Below are 13,791 nucleotides of genomic sequence, written 5' to 3'. Positions count from 1 at the left end.
GATTGCCGGCGAGGAAATCGAGCGGGATTTCGTTGCGGCGGGTCTTGTCGAACAGATAGCGGCTGCCGCGCACCCAGGTCCACATGGCCAGCACGATGGTGAAGGCCACGGCCAGCGAGGCCCAGCCGCCCTCGAACACTTTGACGATGTTGGAGGCAAAAAAGCCGACGTCGATGAAGCCGAACAGCGCCGTCATGGCGACCGCCACCCACAGCCGCCATTTCCAAATCCGCGTCATGACCACAAACAAGAGCACTGTGGTCACCAGCATGTTGCCGGTCACCGAGATGCCGTATGCCGACGCCAGCCTGCTGGATTCGCCGAAGCCGACGACCAGCATCATCACCACCAGCGCCAGCAGCAGGTTGACGCGCGGCATGTAGATCTGGCCGGACTGTTTCTCCGAGGTGTGCAGGATTTCAAGGCGCGGCAGCATGTTGAGCTGCACCGCCTGCCTGGTCAGCGAGAAGGCGCCCGAGATCACCGCCTGGCTGGCGATGACCGTCGCGGCGGTCGCCAGCACGACCATCGGGATCAGCGTCCAGCCTTCGTTCATCTCAAAGAAAGGATGGCCGACGACGCCGTTCTTGGCCAGCACGAAGGCACCCTGCCCGGCATAGTTCAGCAGCAGGCACGGGAACACGACCCACAGCCAGGCGAGCACGATCGGCTTGCGGCCGAAATGCCCGAGATCGGCATAGAGTGCTTCCGCACCGGTGACGGCGAGGAAGATGGCGCCGATGGTCACGAAAGCGACGTCGGGCGAATTGATCAGAAACGCGACGATGTAGTGCGGGCTGATCGCCCACAGGATTTCCGGATCGGCGATGATGTGGTTGAGGCCGGAAAGGCCGATCGCCAGGAACCACACCGCCGTCACGGGACCGAAGACCAGCCCCACACCCCCCGTGCCGAAACGTTGCACCGCAAACACCATAGCAAGGATGACCAATGTCAGCGGCACGACATAGGGCTGGAAGGTCGGCGTGACGACATTCATGCCCTCAACCGCCGACAGCACCGATATCGCCGGCGTGATGACGGCATCACCGAAGAAAAGCGATGCCCCGACAATGCCGATGCCGAGCATCAGCGCCGAGCGCTTGGGGAAACTGCCGCGCGCCAGCGCCATCAGCGACAGCACGCCGCCCTCGCCGCGGTTGTTCGCCCGCAGCACGAACATGATGTATTTGATGGTGACGATGATCGTCAGCGACCAGATGATCAGCGACAAAACGCCCAGAATATCGCCGCGCTGGGCGACTTGTCCGCCCGACGACGCCACCAGCGCCTCGCGAAAGGCGTAGATCGGGCTGGTGCCGATATCCCCATAGACGACACCGAGCGCGCCCAGCATCAGAACCTTGGTGCTGTGCTGCTCGACTTCCGAATGGCTCGATTGTTCGACGGGTTCTGCCTCACTACCAGTATTGGTAAGGGCCATGGACGACACTCCGATAAGCGCGCGGTGCTCTACGCTTGCTGCAATGCAATATCAAGTGCCGTCGCGTAATGGCTGCCATGCCTGCCACGCGAGGCTGCCATCGCTACCATCCGCAGGCCTTGAGGAACCGACCCACCGTGCCGGCCATGCCATACTCCAACGCGTCGGCTGTCAACCCATGTCCGATCGACACTTCGGCCAATGCCGGAATGCGCTTGGCAAGTGCGGGCAGATTGCTGACCACCAGATCGTGCCCGGCATTGACCTGAAGCCCGGCAGCAAGCGCGGCGTCGGCGGTTTTTCCCAGTCTTTCCAGCTCCTTGGCCGCTTTGGCGGAATCTGTGTGATAGCTACCATATGGACCCGTATAGAGTTCGATACGGTCGGCGCCGACATCGCGGGCGGCCGCCACCCAATCGGGGTCCGGATCGGAAAACAGCGACACGCGAAAGCCCCCCTTTTTCAGACGCTTGACGATCGGTGTGAGGAACGCGGCCCGGGTGGCGAAGTTCCAGCCATGGTCCGATGTCGCCTGGGCCGGATCGTCCGGCACCAAAGTCACCTGTTCGGGCTGGTGCTTTTCCACAAGCACCAGGAAATCCTCGGTCGGATAGCCCTCGATGTTGAATTCCGCGCGCGGAAACTCGTCGTCGATCAGCGACCGAATCTCAGGCAGATCGGAGTGTCTTGTGTGCCGCTCGTCGGGGCGTGGATGCACCGTCAGCCCATGCGCTCCGGCCGCCAGCGCAATGCGGCCGAGGCCGGTCACGCTTGGCCACGGCAGGTCGCGCCGGTTGCGCAGCATGGCGATGGCATTGAGGTTGACGGAGAGCTTTGCAGGCATGCGGGTGGCCTCGGAAATCATTCAACGCGCCCACCTATAATGCCTTTGACGGGAACAGTAATGCCTTTGGTGGGAACAGACTGGGGGTTTCGCGTGTTCCAAGCCTGATGAGCGAACCCGGGAAAGGACGCACCGATGAATTTTCTCGATGAGGTTCCGGCAATCCGCCGTATCGAGACCAGCCGCGACGACCTTTTCGCCATCGATGTCGTCGGGCACGTTTCCGCGGCCGACGGTGAAAATCTTTTCGGGCTGCTGGAGGCAGCCTATGCCCTGCACCCGCGCATCGATGTGCTGGTGCGCCTCGTCGACCACGATGGCGTCGACTGGGCCGACATCGCGGACGAGACCCTGAAGCAGGGTGCCATTCATGCATTGGAACATGTCGGCCGTTGCGCAACCATCGGCGAACCGGACTGGATAGCGGACGCACAACGCTTTCTGCCGTCCTCACCGCCCATCGAAATCAGGCATTTCAGGGCGGAGGACGAGGCTGCCGCCTGGCAATGGCTTGCCGCACAGCCTATCGGGGCAACAGCATCCGGAGCCCCTACCTGACGATCGTCAGCCGTTCGGCCGCCCGCGTGATGGCGGTGTAGAGCCAGCGCTGGCGGGTTTCCTTGAAGGCCCAGCTTTCATCGAACAGCACAATCTCGTTCCACTGCGAGCCCTGCGCCTTGTGCACGGTCAGCGCGTAGCCATAGTCGAAATCGTCGAAGCGCTTCTTCTGCTGCCAGGGGATATCGGCATCGGGATCCTCGAACGCCGCCTTGAGCAGCTTGATCTTGGCGACGCCACGATCCGGATCGTCCTCTTCCGGCGACACCAGAAGGTTGATGCCGGGCTTCACCGTCTCGCGCGACGAGGTCATCACCTTCCACAGCGAGCCATTGAGCAGGCCCTTGGCCGGATCGTTGCGCAGGCAGACCAGCTTGTCGCCGGCTTGCGGATAATCGGCGTTGAAGCCCTTGAGCTCGCGCAGCCGCTGATTGTAGCGGCGACGCGTGCGGTTGGTGCCGACCAGCACCTGGTCCGCCTTCAGCACCAGCTCCTGGGTGACGTCTTCCTTGCCGATCACCTGCGCCGTGCCATAGTCGCCACGCATGAATTCACGGCCCTCGCGCACATCGAGCGCCAGCCGCAGGATCGGGTTGTCGCGCGCCTGCCGGTGGATTTCGGTCAGCAAAAAATCCGGCTCGTGGTCGGTGAAGAAGCCGCCGCCCGAGATCGGCGGCAGCTGGCCGGGGTCGCCCAGCACCAGGATCGGCGTGCCGAAACTCATCAGGTCGCGGCCGAGCTGCTCGTCGACCATCGAGCATTCGTCGATGACGACCAGTTTCGCCCGCGTAATCGGGCTCTGGCGGTTGAGCGAGAAGGTCGGCGACATCGACGTCTTGCCGGTGACCTCGTCCGATACCGATTCCTCGCCCTTCGGCCGATAGATCAGCGAATGGATGGTGCGCGCATTGACTGCACCCTTGGAGCGCAGCACCTGCGCCGCCTTGCCGGTAAAGGCGGCGAACTGCACCTGGCCGTCGACATGTTCGGCGAAATACCGCGCCAAGGTCGTCTTGCCGGTGCCGGCATAGCCGAACAGCCGGAACAGCTGCGGCTGGCCGGTCTTCAGCCATTGGGCGACCGCCTGCAGCGCGTCGTCCTGTTGGGGAGAGAATTCCATCAGTGCGACAGACCGGATTCGCAGGGGAAAGACAAGATCGGTTGCCACCATCATCGATGCGCCGGGACGCTTCAATGCCGCCGACGGGTCAGGCTATCAGGCACAGACAAGAACGTAAAGGGAACATACAAGCTCATCCCACACCTTATCGAATCGGCTGGGGATCGTTTTCTAGCAGGATCGGCTTGCCGTGCGGCGTGGCATGCGCGGCGCGCTCCCAGGCTTCAGCCATAGCGTCGACATCCGACTTCGCGGCCAGCCCTTTGGTGGCAAGCAGGCTTTCCAGCGCCGCCAGCCAATGTTCGTAATAATCATGGCCGTCCGCTGCGGCGCCCGGTCTCTTCACTTCTTCCGACAGTGCCTGCGCCCACTCGCTCCACGAAAACAGGCCCTTGTCGTGCAACGCCACCGTCATGGCGAACGCCTCGGCCTGCCATGGTTCGGCGAAAACAGGGGCATCGACGCCCGGAGGCAAATCGCCAACGAAGCCATCACGCCGGCTCAAGATAGCTCTCCCAGGCGTCGATCGACACAACAAGCATCGGGTCGGCGCCCTCGCCCCAGATTTCCGGCCCTTCGAAAACCACGGTGTAGACCCATTGCGGATTTTCGCCGTGTCCATGCGCGTTGCTGTCGGGGAACACGAAGCCATCGCGCACGGCCTCGATTCTACCCTGCTTGCCGCGTGCGTAGCGCGGCAGCCGCGTGTGGCCGGTCGGGTTGAAGTTCTTGGTCCGCACAGGATCGCCGGCCTTGAACCGCGCCGGCTGTGCCACCGGCCGGTCGCAAGGCCCGCCCTTGGCCAGCACGGCAGGCACGTTTTCCGCCTTCAGCACCCTTTTCGGTGTCGCAGCCGGATCAATCGCTCGGCCCTCAGCCAAATCGCGCTCGCTGACAAACCCATGGCGCTTGAGCAGCACCTCCAGCGCCTTGATCCAGATCTCGTAGTAGCTGGAGGCATAATAGTCGGCCGGATGCAGTGATTCCCGCGCATGCCGGCTCTCGTCGATGTTCCAGGCTCCCATGGCGCCGGCAGTCAGCGTCACGCCGAGCGCCCGCCTCTCCCATGCGGCATGAAAATACGGCTCGTCCTGTTCGGGCGCGACGGGACCGAACCCCATTTGTCCGCCGAGATCCTGCGGCCCGTTCATGCCGGCTGCCCCTCTATTTCAGGTCTTTGGGCCAAGCCGGTCCCGATCATCGCATCACGGCTGACCAGTTCCGCCAGCCGCTCCTCGCTCCAGCCTTCGGTATTTTCGGGCCGCATCGGCACGACGAGATAGCGCAGCTCGGCAGTGGAATCCCAGACGCGGATTTTCTTGTCCGCCGGCAGCGTCAGCCCGAACTCCTCCAGCACGCCGCGCGGATCGATGACGGCACGCGAACGATAGGGCGGCGCCTTGTACCAGACCGGCGGCAGGCCGAGCACCGACCACGGATAGCAGGAGCACAGCGTGCAGACGACGAGATTGTGCGTCTCCTCGGTGTTGAACACCGCCTGCATGTGCTCGCCCTGACGGCCGGTGTAGCTCAGCGATTCGATCGCCGCCGTCGCATCGCGTTTCAGCCATTCGGCATAGGCGGGATCGCTCCAGGCCTTCGCCACCACCCTGGCGCCGTTGCGCGGTCCGATTTTCGTCTCGTAGGTATCGACGATGACGTCGATCGCCGCCGGATCGATCAGCCCCTTTTGGGTGAGGATGGTTTCCAGCGCGCGGACGCGGGCGGTAAACGGATCGAGTTCGTTGTCGTGGCCATGATCGTGTGACATGGCCGCAAACTACGTTTCCAGCGATGCCGCCGCAAGCGCAACGGCTTGGGCCAACGGCACATGGCGCTGGCCCTGTCACATCATTCGGCCGCCGCCCGCTGCGGTTCGGGCAGCATGTCTTCCCTTGGTTTGAACAGCGAGAGCTGGTCGACATCTTCGACCGGGCTCGGCTCGCCCTTGCGACTTGACCAAAGCACGACCAGCCAGCCCGAGAAATTCTCCATGTAGACATAGATCACCGGCGTCACGAACAGCGTCAGCGCCTGCGAGGCAAGCAGGCCGCCGACAACGGCAACGCCCAGCGGCTGGCGCAGCTCGGCGCTGGCGCCGGTGCCGAGCGCGATCGGGATGGTGCCCATCAGTGCCGCCAGCGTCGTCATCATGATCGGCCTGAACCGCATCAGGCACGCCTTGTGGATCGACTCGGTCGCCGACATGCCTTCTCGTCGCAGTTCGAGCGCGACGTCGACCATCATGATGCCGTTCTTCTTGACGATGCCGATCAGCATCAGGATGCCGATCACCGCGATGACAGACAGATCCATGCCGGCGAAGCGCAGCGCAACGACCGCTCCTAGCACGGCCGACGGCAGGCCGGTGAGGATCGTCAGCGGGTGGATGAAGCTCTCGTAGAGTATGCCGAGCACGATGTAGATGGTCAGGATTGCGCCGCCGACCAGAAAACCCTGGTTGGCAAGAGAATCCTGGAAGGTCTTGGCCGTGCCGGCGAAGGTGGTCGAGATCACCGTCGGCATGCCGATCTGCTCCTTCAGCGCATTGATGCGCGTCACGCTGTCGCCCAGCGCCACGCCCTGCGGCAGATTGTAGGAGATGGTCACGGCTGGAAGCTGGCCGAGCTGGTTGACAGTCAGGGCGCCGGCCGTGCGATCGACCCGGGCGAAGGCGCCGAGCGGAACAAGACTGCCGCTCGCCGTTCTCATCTGGATGGCCAGCATCCGCTCGGGCGACCACTCGATCTTGGGATCGAGCTCGGTGATAACTTCGTAGCTGTCGGCCGAACCGAAGATTGTCGAAACCTGGTCGGTGCCGAACCCGCCATAGAGGGCGGAGCGCAACGTGTCGGTGTCGATACCGAGCTGGGCGGCCTTGTCGCGATCCACCACCAGCGTCGCCTGCAACGCATTGTTCTGCAGGTCGCTGGTGACGTCGGTGAAGTTCGCATGGTCGGCAGCCATCGCGTCGTTCAGTTTCTGCGCCCAAATATCGGTCAGGCCGGTATCAAGGCCCTGAACCACGAGCTGGTAGGCGCTTGCCGACGACCGCGAGCCCAGCCTCAAATTCTGCACCGGCTGCATGTAGGTCTCGATGCCCGCCACGCCGGCCAGTTGCTTGCGCAGATCCGAAAGCACCTTCTCGATATCGGGGCGCTGGTCCTTGCCCTTGAGCTGGACGAAAAGCTGCCCCTGATTGAGCGCATTGTTGCCGCTGCCCGCCGACCACGCCACATGGTCGACATAGGGCGAATGCGAGAAGACACTGGCGACCTGTCCTTGCAGCCTGGACATGGCATCGAAAGAGATGTCCTGACGTGCGATGGTGGTCACCGATATCTGGCCGATGTCCTCCTGCGGGAAGAAACCCTTCGGCGAAGTCTGGATCAGCCACACCGACGCTGCCGCGGTGCCGACGAAGACGAGGAACACCAGGAAGGTGTGGCGCAGGCAGAAGCTCAAGACCCTGTCGTAGCCGCGGGTGACGAGGTCCTGCTTATGACCGGGGCCATGCTTGTCACGGTCGGCTTTGGTCACCGACAGCAGCCGCGAGCACAGCATCGGCGTCAGCGTCAGCGACACGAACATCGACGCCAGGATGGCGACCGTCACCACGACGGCGAACTCGTTGAAGATGCGCCCGATGACGCCACCCATCAGCAGCACGGGGATGAACACCGCCACCAGCGAGATCGAGATCGAGATGATGGTGAAGCCGATTTCGCGCGCGCCCTTCAGCGAGGCGTCGAAGGCCGACAGCCCGTCCTCCTCCATATGGCGGAAGATGTTTTCAAGCATCACGATGGCGTCGTCGACGACGAGGCCGACCGCCAGCGTCAGGCCCATCAGCGATATGTTGTCGATGGAAAAGCCGAACAGGAACATCGCGCCGAGCGTGGCAATCAGCGAGATCGGCACAGCCACGGCCGGAATGATCGTCGCCGTTACCCGGCGCAGGAACACGAAGATCACCATGATCACCAGGGCAATGGTGAGCAACAGCGTGAACTGCACGTCGCTGACCGCCTGCCGGATCGAACTGGAGCGGTCGTTAAGCAGCTTGATGTCGGCGGCGGCCGGCATCTGGTCCTTGAAGGACGGCAGCATCGCCTTGACCTTGTCGACGACGTCGACAGTGTTGGCGTCGGGCTGGCGTTGCACCGCCATGATTATCGCGCGGGTGCCATCGTACCAACTTGCGGTGGTGGTGGTCTGCACCGAATCGACCACGCGGGTCACCTCGCCCAGCCGTACCGGATGGCCGTCCTTGGTGGCGATGATGATGTTGGAGAAACCGGCGGCGTCGGTCAGCTGCGTGTTGGCGGTGATGGTGAGCTGCTGCTTGTCGTTCTGCAGCACGCCCAGCGGCGTGTTGCTGTTGGCCGAGGCGACCGCCGCCTGCAGCTGATCGATCGAGATGCCGCGCGCGGCAAGCGCGGTCGGGTCGATCTGGATGCGCACCGCGTATTTCTGTTGGCCGAAGATCGAGACCTGCGCCACGCCGTCGATGGTCGACAGCGACGGCGAGATGACATTTTCCGCGAAAGCATCGAGATCGGTCAGCGGAACCGTGTCGCTGACCAGCGACATCAAAAGGATCGGCGCGTCGGCCGGATTGACCTTGCGATAGCTCGGCGGCGCCGTCATCTGCGGCGGCAATGATTTCTGCGTGCGCGCGATCGCCGCCTGCACATCGGCCGCCGCCGCATCGATGTCGCGGTTGAGCACGAACTGGATGGCGATCGAGGTCTGGCCAAGCGAGTTCGTGGTCGAGATCGAATCGATGCCGGCGATGGTGGCAAACTGCTTGATCAGCGGCGTCGCCACCGATGTCGCCATGGTTTCCGGCGAGGCGCCGGGCAGCGAAGCCGAGACATTGACCACCGGGAATTCGGCGCTGGGCAGTGCGGCCACCGGGAGGAACTTGTAGGCGAACAGCCCGCCCAGCACGAGGGCGAACGACATCAGAAGGGTGGCGACGGGTCGGCGTATGCAGAATTCGGAGATCATTGGGCCGCCTCGCCGGCGTTGGTCGCCTCGGCCACCTTGGGCGCGGCTGCACTCGCCGTGGCCTTGCCTTCATGCACGGCGGCGCCGTCCTTCAGCCTTGTCTGACCTTCGGTGACAACCTTCTCACCGCTTTTCAGCCCCTGGCTGATGGCGCTGTTGTCGCCTTCGGTCAGCGCCACCTGCACCGGGCGCATCTCGACCGTGTTGTCCGGCTTGACCACATAGACGAACGGCCCCTTCTGGCTTGGCTGCACCGCGACCGTGGGAACCGATGTCATCTGCGGCATGATGCCGGCGTCGAGCACGACATTCACATACTGGCCGGGCCATAGCGAAAGATCGGCATTGGGAATGCTTGCCCGCGTGGCAATCGTGCCCGACGCGGTGTCGACGCTGGAGTCGACGAAATCGAGCGTACCCTTGCCGATCGGCGTCGGGTCGCCATCCTTGGTCAGCGTCACCGCGCCCTGCTGCGGGTTGGCGAGCGCCTTGTGCAGCAGGGCCAGATTGCTCTCGGGAAGATTGAAGTTGACCTGCAGCGGGTCCATCTGGGTGATGGTCACCAGCGGAGTGGCCGTGCTGCTGTTGCCATTGCTGACGGTGACGAGATCGCCGACGGCGACGCTGACAGCGCCCAGCCTGCCGGAAATCGGCGCCGTGATCGTGGCGAAGCCAAGCTGGACATTGTCGGCGTCGATTGTCGCCTTGTCGGCATCGACAGTCGCTGCGGCAGCCTTCTGCGCGGCGACGGCCTGGTCGTAGGTCTGCTGCGTGCCGGCCTGCTTGGCGACCAGATCCTTCGCGCGCTGAAGATCCGACTGCGAGCTGGCGAGCATCGCCTGATCCTTGGCGAGCGCCGCCTGATCCTTGGCAAGCTGCGCCTTCAGCGCCCGGTCATCGAGCGAAAACAGAACGTCGCCGACCCTGACCATCTGCCCGTCCTTGACATCGATGGAGACGATCTGGCTGGACACGCGCGCATTGATGTTGACGACGGCTGGAGAGGAGACGAAGCCGATCGCGTAGCGCCGGATCGGGAAATCGGCTGTCGAGGCGACGGCCGAGAGGATCGAGGCCGAGCGCCCGGCATTGTCGGCCTTCTTGTCCGAAGCCGTGGCCTGTTTGTCCGGCGCGGCAACCTGCTTTGCGCCGATAACCTGCTGGACCCTGCCCAGCGCATCAGGCGAGAGATAAAGCCACCCGGCCGCACCCAGGCAGGCGACGGCCAGCAACGAAAGAACGACTTTTCCACGCATGGTCAAAGGCCCTCTCCACCCGACACGTCGTGGTCCGATGGTTCTATTCCAACGCGGCCCGTTGCCGCGATTTCGCCGAATAGATAGGACACGCCTTTGTCGGAAAAGGGCCAAAAGGCGGCATTACGAAGATTTAATGTGCACTGCACAACGGATGTGCAACACGGGCTCAATCCCGATCTGGGCGGTACGCCCGAGACTCCGGATCCTGTCCCTTAAAGATCAGATGATGCGCCCCGGGCCTACCTCAGCATCGGCCAAAGCGTCGCCGCCAGCAGCACGCCCATGGCGATGTTGAACCATTTCAGCCGCACCGGGTCCGACAGGAAACCGCGCAGTGCGGTGCCGAACCCAGCCCACACCGAGACGCTCGGCAAATTGACGATGGTGAAAGCCACGGCGATCAACACCACCGACAGGAACGGGTGCTCGGCATTGGCATAGACGGCCATGGCGGTGATCGCCATCACCCACGCCTTGGGATTGACCCACTGGAATGCGGCTGCCTCGATGAAGCGCATGGGCCGCGCTTTCGTCTCGCCCTTGCCGGTCAGCGTGCGCGACATGGCGATCTTCCAGGCGAGGTACAAAAGATAGGCGCCGCCGGCGATCTTGAGCGCGGTATGCAGCGCCGGAAACGCCGTCAACACAGCGCCGAGGCCAAGACCGACGGCAAGCAGCAGCACGAGGAAACCCATGCTGATGCCCAGCATGTGCGGAACGGTTCTGACGAGGCCGAAATTCACGCCCGATGCCAGAAGCATGAGATTGTTTGGCCCCGGCGTGATCGACGTCACGAAGGCGTAGACAAGCAGGGCAAGGAATGCGTCGAGCGACATGGATATCTTCCCTGACAAGTCAGCATCTTGTCTCTTCTCGGCGACCCCGCAAAGGTACGGACGGCCTCACCATGGAAACTGGCTGACGCGTTCGACGCCAGCCCCGCCGAAGTCCTACATCGCCTGCGGGCCGCGGTTCAACGCTGCCACGCCGGTGCGGCAGATTTCGACCAGGCCGAGCGGTTTCATGATGGCGATGAACTGGTCGATCTTGGAGCCTTTGCCGGTGATCTCGAAGATGAAATGCTCGGTGTTGGCGTCGATGACGCTGGCGCGGAACGCATCGGCCAGCCGCAACGCCTCGACGCGGGCCTCGCCGGTGCCCGCGACTTTGACCAGCGCCAGTTCGCGCTCCAGCGGCCGCTCCTGGCCGGATTCATGCGAACGCACGGTCAGGTCGACGACGCGGTGAACCGGCACGATGCGCTCGAGCTGGTGCTTGATCTGCTCCAGCACATGCGGCGTGCCGCGCGTCACGATGGTGATGCGCGACAGGTGTTTTTCATGCTCGGTCTCGGAGACGGTCAGGCTCTCGATGTTGTAGCCACGCCCGGAAAACAGGCCGATGACCCTGGCAAGCACGCCCGGCTCGTTGTCGACCAGCACGGAAAGCGTGTGGTTTTCCGGCTTTTCCGTCTCCTTGGCGATGAAATAGGCGGAGCCGGTCGGTTGTAGCTGTGCGTTCATGACATGAATCTCGTTTTTCAAGCTCTTGAGCTAATTCTCTGTTTGCGCGGGGCTTTCTCGCGACAGCCCTGCCTTGGTTCTGCCGGCTACACCAGTTCCCTGCCCTTGGCGTCGATGGCATTGGCCACCGCCTCGTCGGTCGCCTCGTCGGGCAACAGCATCTCATTGTGCGCCTTGCCCGACGGAATCATCGGGAAGCAGTTGGCGAGCGTCGCCACGCGGCAGTCGAACAGCACCGGCTTCCTGACCGAGATCATCTCCTTGATCGCGTCGTCCAGCTCGTCCGGCTTCTCGCAGCGAATGCCGTGGCCGCCATAGGCCTCGGCCAGCTTGACGAAGTCCGGCATCGCCTCGGTGTAGGAATGCGACAGCCGGTTGCCGTGCAGCAACTGCTGCCACTGCCGCACCATGCCCATATACTGGTTGTTCAAGATAAAGATCTTGATCGGCGCGTCGTGCTGCACGGCCGCGCTCATCTCCTGCATCGTCATCTGCACGGAGGCGTCGCCGGCAATGTCGATTACCAGCGCGCCTGGATGCGCGATCTGCACGCCGAGTGCCGCCGGCAGGCCGTAACCCATCGTGCCCAGCCCTCCCGACGTCATCCAGCGGTTCGGCTTCTCGAAATGATAGTGCTGCGCCGCCCACATCTGGTGCTGGCCGACCTCGGTGGTGATGTAGGTGTCCAGACCCTTGGTCAGTTCGTAGAGCCGCTCGATGGCGTATTGCGGCATGATCACGTCGTTGTTCATCTTGTAGGCGAGCGAGTCGCGCGCACGCCATTTGGCGATCTGCTCCCACCAGGGGTAGAGCGCCTTCTTGTCGGCCTTGGCGCTCGCACGCCACAAACGCACCATATCCTCCAGCACCCGGCCGACATCGCCGATGATCGGGACCTCGGTGTGGACGTTCTTGTTGATCGACGACGGATCGATGTCGATGTGGATCTTCTTCGAGTTCGGCGAGAAGGCGGTCAGCCGCCCGGTGATGCGGTCATCGAAACGCGCGCCGATGCAGATCATCACGTCGCAGTCATGCATGGCCATGTTGGCTTCATAGGTGCCGTGCATGCCGAGCATGCCCATCCAGTTCTTGCCCGATGCTGGATAGGCGCCGAGGCCCATCAGCGTCGAGGTGATCGGGAAACCGGTGAGATCGACCAGTTCGCGCAGCAGATGGCTCGCTTCCGGGCCGGAATTGATGACGCCGCCGCCGCTGTAGATGATCGGCTTCTTGGCACCGGCCATCAGCTCGACCGCCGCCTTGATCTTTTCCAGGTCGCCCTGGACCTTTGGCTGGTAGCTGGTGCGCGGCGCGATCTGCGGCGGGACGTAGAATCCCCTGGCGAACTGCACGTCCTTCGGGATATCGACGACGACCGGACCGGGGCGGCCGGTGGTCGCGACATGGAAAGCCTCGTGGATGGTCGCAGCGAGCTCGTTCACGTCCTTCACCAGCCAGTTGTGCTTGGTGCAGGGGCGGGTAATGCCAACCGTATCGCATTCCTGAAAAGCGTCGGAGCCGATCAGCGAGGTCGGCACCTGCCCCGTCAGGCAGACCAGCGGGATCGAATCCATCAGCGCGTCCTGCAGCGGCGTCACGGCATTGGTGGCGCCGGGACCGGAGGTCACCAGCATGACGCCGGCCTTGCCGGTCGAGCGCGCATAGCCTTCGGCTGCATGGCCGGCGCCCTGCTCGTGGCGCACCAGTATGTGCTCGACATCGTCCTGCTGGAAGATCTCGTCATAGATCGGAAGGACAGCGCCGCCGGGATAGCCGAAGACATGCTTGACGCCATTGTCCTTCAGCGCCTGCACCACCATTTCGGCACCTGTCATCTCGCGCCGCTCGTTCTGTCCGTTGCTCATCGGTCTGGTCCCGTACTGTCGCCATTGGGCGTTTGCTGGTCGTTTAGTCGTGTTTCAGGCAATAAAAAAGGCCCCCGAGGGAGCCTGTGTCTTGCGCATGGGGGGTTTTTGCCCGGCGGTTACACCGCCTTGCCCACGCGCTTTCCTACGAGAATGAGTGCC

12 protein-coding genes are annotated in these 13,791 nt (G+C 63.2%); 1 reads left to right on the top strand and 11 read right to left on the bottom strand.

The features are described from left to right. Together NKJ37_RS29975 and NKJ37_RS29970 are read right to left on the bottom strand one after the other, a co-directional pair. The coding region (locus tag NKJ37_RS29975) for a potassium transporter Kup (protein ID WP_352442856.1) at positions 1-1,444 on the bottom strand (1,444 nt) is incomplete at its 3' end. A 103-nt stretch (positions 1,445-1,547) separates the two neighbouring features. Beyond that, on the bottom strand, positions 1,548-2,288 hold the full coding sequence (locus NKJ37_RS29970; RefSeq protein WP_023813048.1) for a pyridoxine 5'-phosphate synthase: 741 nt from the start codon (positions 2,286-2,288) through the stop codon (positions 1,548-1,550). A gap of 135 nt (positions 2,289-2,423) precedes the next feature. On the opposite strand from NKJ37_RS29970, the gene NKJ37_RS29965 reads away from it, so the two are divergent. After that, positions 2,424-2,846: a SpoIIAA family protein gene (locus NKJ37_RS29965; protein ID WP_352442857.1), complete on the top strand. Its 423-nt coding sequence runs from the start codon at positions 2,424-2,426 to the stop codon at positions 2,844-2,846. On the opposite strand, the gene NKJ37_RS29960 is transcribed toward NKJ37_RS29965, so the two are convergent. The 9 genes from NKJ37_RS29960 to NKJ37_RS29920 form a co-directional block, all read right to left on the bottom strand. Beyond that, the gene (locus NKJ37_RS29960; protein WP_352442881.1) at positions 2,839-3,966 is read right to left on the bottom strand and encodes an ATP-dependent DNA helicase; all 1,128 of its coding nucleotides are present in this window, start codon (positions 3,964-3,966) and stop codon (positions 2,839-2,841) included. The genes NKJ37_RS29965 and NKJ37_RS29960 overlap by 8 nt on opposite strands. 145 nt (positions 3,967-4,111) lie before the next feature. Next, the gene (locus NKJ37_RS29955) at positions 4,112-4,471 is read right to left on the bottom strand and encodes a nitrile hydratase accessory protein (RefSeq protein ID WP_352442858.1); all 360 of its coding nucleotides are present in this window, start codon (positions 4,469-4,471) and stop codon (positions 4,112-4,114) included. After that, positions 4,458-5,117: a nitrile hydratase subunit beta gene (gene nthB / locus NKJ37_RS29950; RefSeq protein WP_352442859.1), complete on the bottom strand. Its 660-nt coding sequence runs from the start codon at positions 5,115-5,117 to the stop codon at positions 4,458-4,460. The genes NKJ37_RS29955 and nthB overlap by 14 nt, the downstream gene beginning before the upstream one ends. Beyond that, positions 5,114-5,737, bottom strand: a complete 624-nt coding sequence (nthA, locus tag NKJ37_RS29945; protein WP_352442860.1) for a nitrile hydratase subunit alpha — start codon at positions 5,735-5,737, stop codon at positions 5,114-5,116. Before nthA ends, nthB begins: the two co-directional genes overlap by 4 nt. An 80-nt stretch (positions 5,738-5,817) precedes the next feature. Continuing rightward, positions 5,818-8,979 carry an efflux RND transporter permease subunit gene (locus NKJ37_RS29940; RefSeq protein WP_352776210.1) on the bottom strand — a complete coding sequence of 1,054 codons (3,162 nt, stop codon included), beginning with the start codon at positions 8,977-8,979 and terminating at the stop codon, positions 5,818-5,820. Then, positions 8,976-10,235, bottom strand: a complete 1,260-nt coding sequence (locus NKJ37_RS29935; RefSeq protein WP_352442882.1) for an efflux RND transporter periplasmic adaptor subunit — start codon at positions 10,233-10,235, stop codon at positions 8,976-8,978. The genes NKJ37_RS29940 and NKJ37_RS29935 overlap by 4 nt, the downstream gene beginning before the upstream one ends. A gap of 242 nt (positions 10,236-10,477) precedes the next feature. Further along, positions 10,478-11,074, bottom strand: coding sequence for a LysE family translocator (locus tag NKJ37_RS29930; RefSeq protein ID WP_127293144.1), 597 nt, complete (start codon positions 11,072-11,074; stop codon positions 10,478-10,480). Between the two features lie 114 nt (positions 11,075-11,188). Then, positions 11,189-11,761 carry an acetolactate synthase small subunit gene (gene ilvN / locus NKJ37_RS29925; RefSeq protein ID WP_023757090.1) on the bottom strand — a complete coding sequence of 191 codons (573 nt, stop codon included), beginning with the start codon at positions 11,759-11,761 and terminating at the stop codon, positions 11,189-11,191. Between the two features lie 86 nt (positions 11,762-11,847). After that, on the bottom strand, positions 11,848-13,629 hold the full coding sequence (locus NKJ37_RS29920; RefSeq protein ID WP_081734942.1) for an acetolactate synthase 3 large subunit: 1,782 nt from the start codon (positions 13,627-13,629) through the stop codon (positions 11,848-11,850). Positions 13,630-13,791: the final 162 nt, after the last annotated feature.

The organism is Mesorhizobium sp. M0140, assembly GCF_040322475.1.
Lineage (GTDB): Bacteria > Pseudomonadota > Alphaproteobacteria > Rhizobiales > Rhizobiaceae > Mesorhizobium.
Note: the sequence above shows the minus strand (reverse complement) of the source record. Positions and strands in the feature narration are given on the sequence as shown.

Coding starts and splice junctions, on each gene's coding strand:
- NKJ37_RS29970 (WP_023813048.1), bottom strand. CDS start 2,288: ATGCCTGCAAAGCTCTCCGTCAACCTCAATGCCATCGCCATGCTGCGC.
- NKJ37_RS29965 (WP_352442857.1), top strand. CDS start 2,424: ATGAATTTTCTCGATGAGGTTCCGGCAATCCGCCGTATCGAGACCAGC.
- NKJ37_RS29960 (WP_352442881.1), bottom strand. CDS start 3,966: ATGGAATTCTCTCCCCAACAGGACGACGCGCTGCAGGCGGTCGCCCAA.
- nthB (WP_352442859.1), bottom strand. CDS start 5,117: ATGAACGGGCCGCAGGATCTCGGCGGACAAATGGGGTTCGGTCCCGTC.
- nthA (WP_352442860.1), bottom strand. CDS start 5,737: ATGTCACACGATCATGGCCACGACAACGAACTCGATCCGTTTACCGCC.
- NKJ37_RS29940 (WP_352776210.1), bottom strand. CDS start 8,979: ATGATCTCCGAATTCTGCATACGCCGACCCGTCGCCACCCTTCTGATG.
- NKJ37_RS29935 (WP_352442882.1), bottom strand. CDS start 10,235: ATGCGTGGAAAAGTCGTTCTTTCGTTGCTGGCCGTCGCCTGCCTGGGT.
- NKJ37_RS29930 (WP_127293144.1), bottom strand. CDS start 11,074: ATGTCGCTCGACGCATTCCTTGCCCTGCTTGTCTACGCCTTCGTGACG.
- ilvN (WP_023757090.1), bottom strand. CDS start 11,761: ATGAACGCACAGCTACAACCGACCGGCTCCGCCTATTTCATCGCCAAG.
- NKJ37_RS29920 (WP_081734942.1), bottom strand. CDS start 13,629: ATGAGCAACGGACAGAACGAGCGGCGCGAGATGACAGGTGCCGAAATG.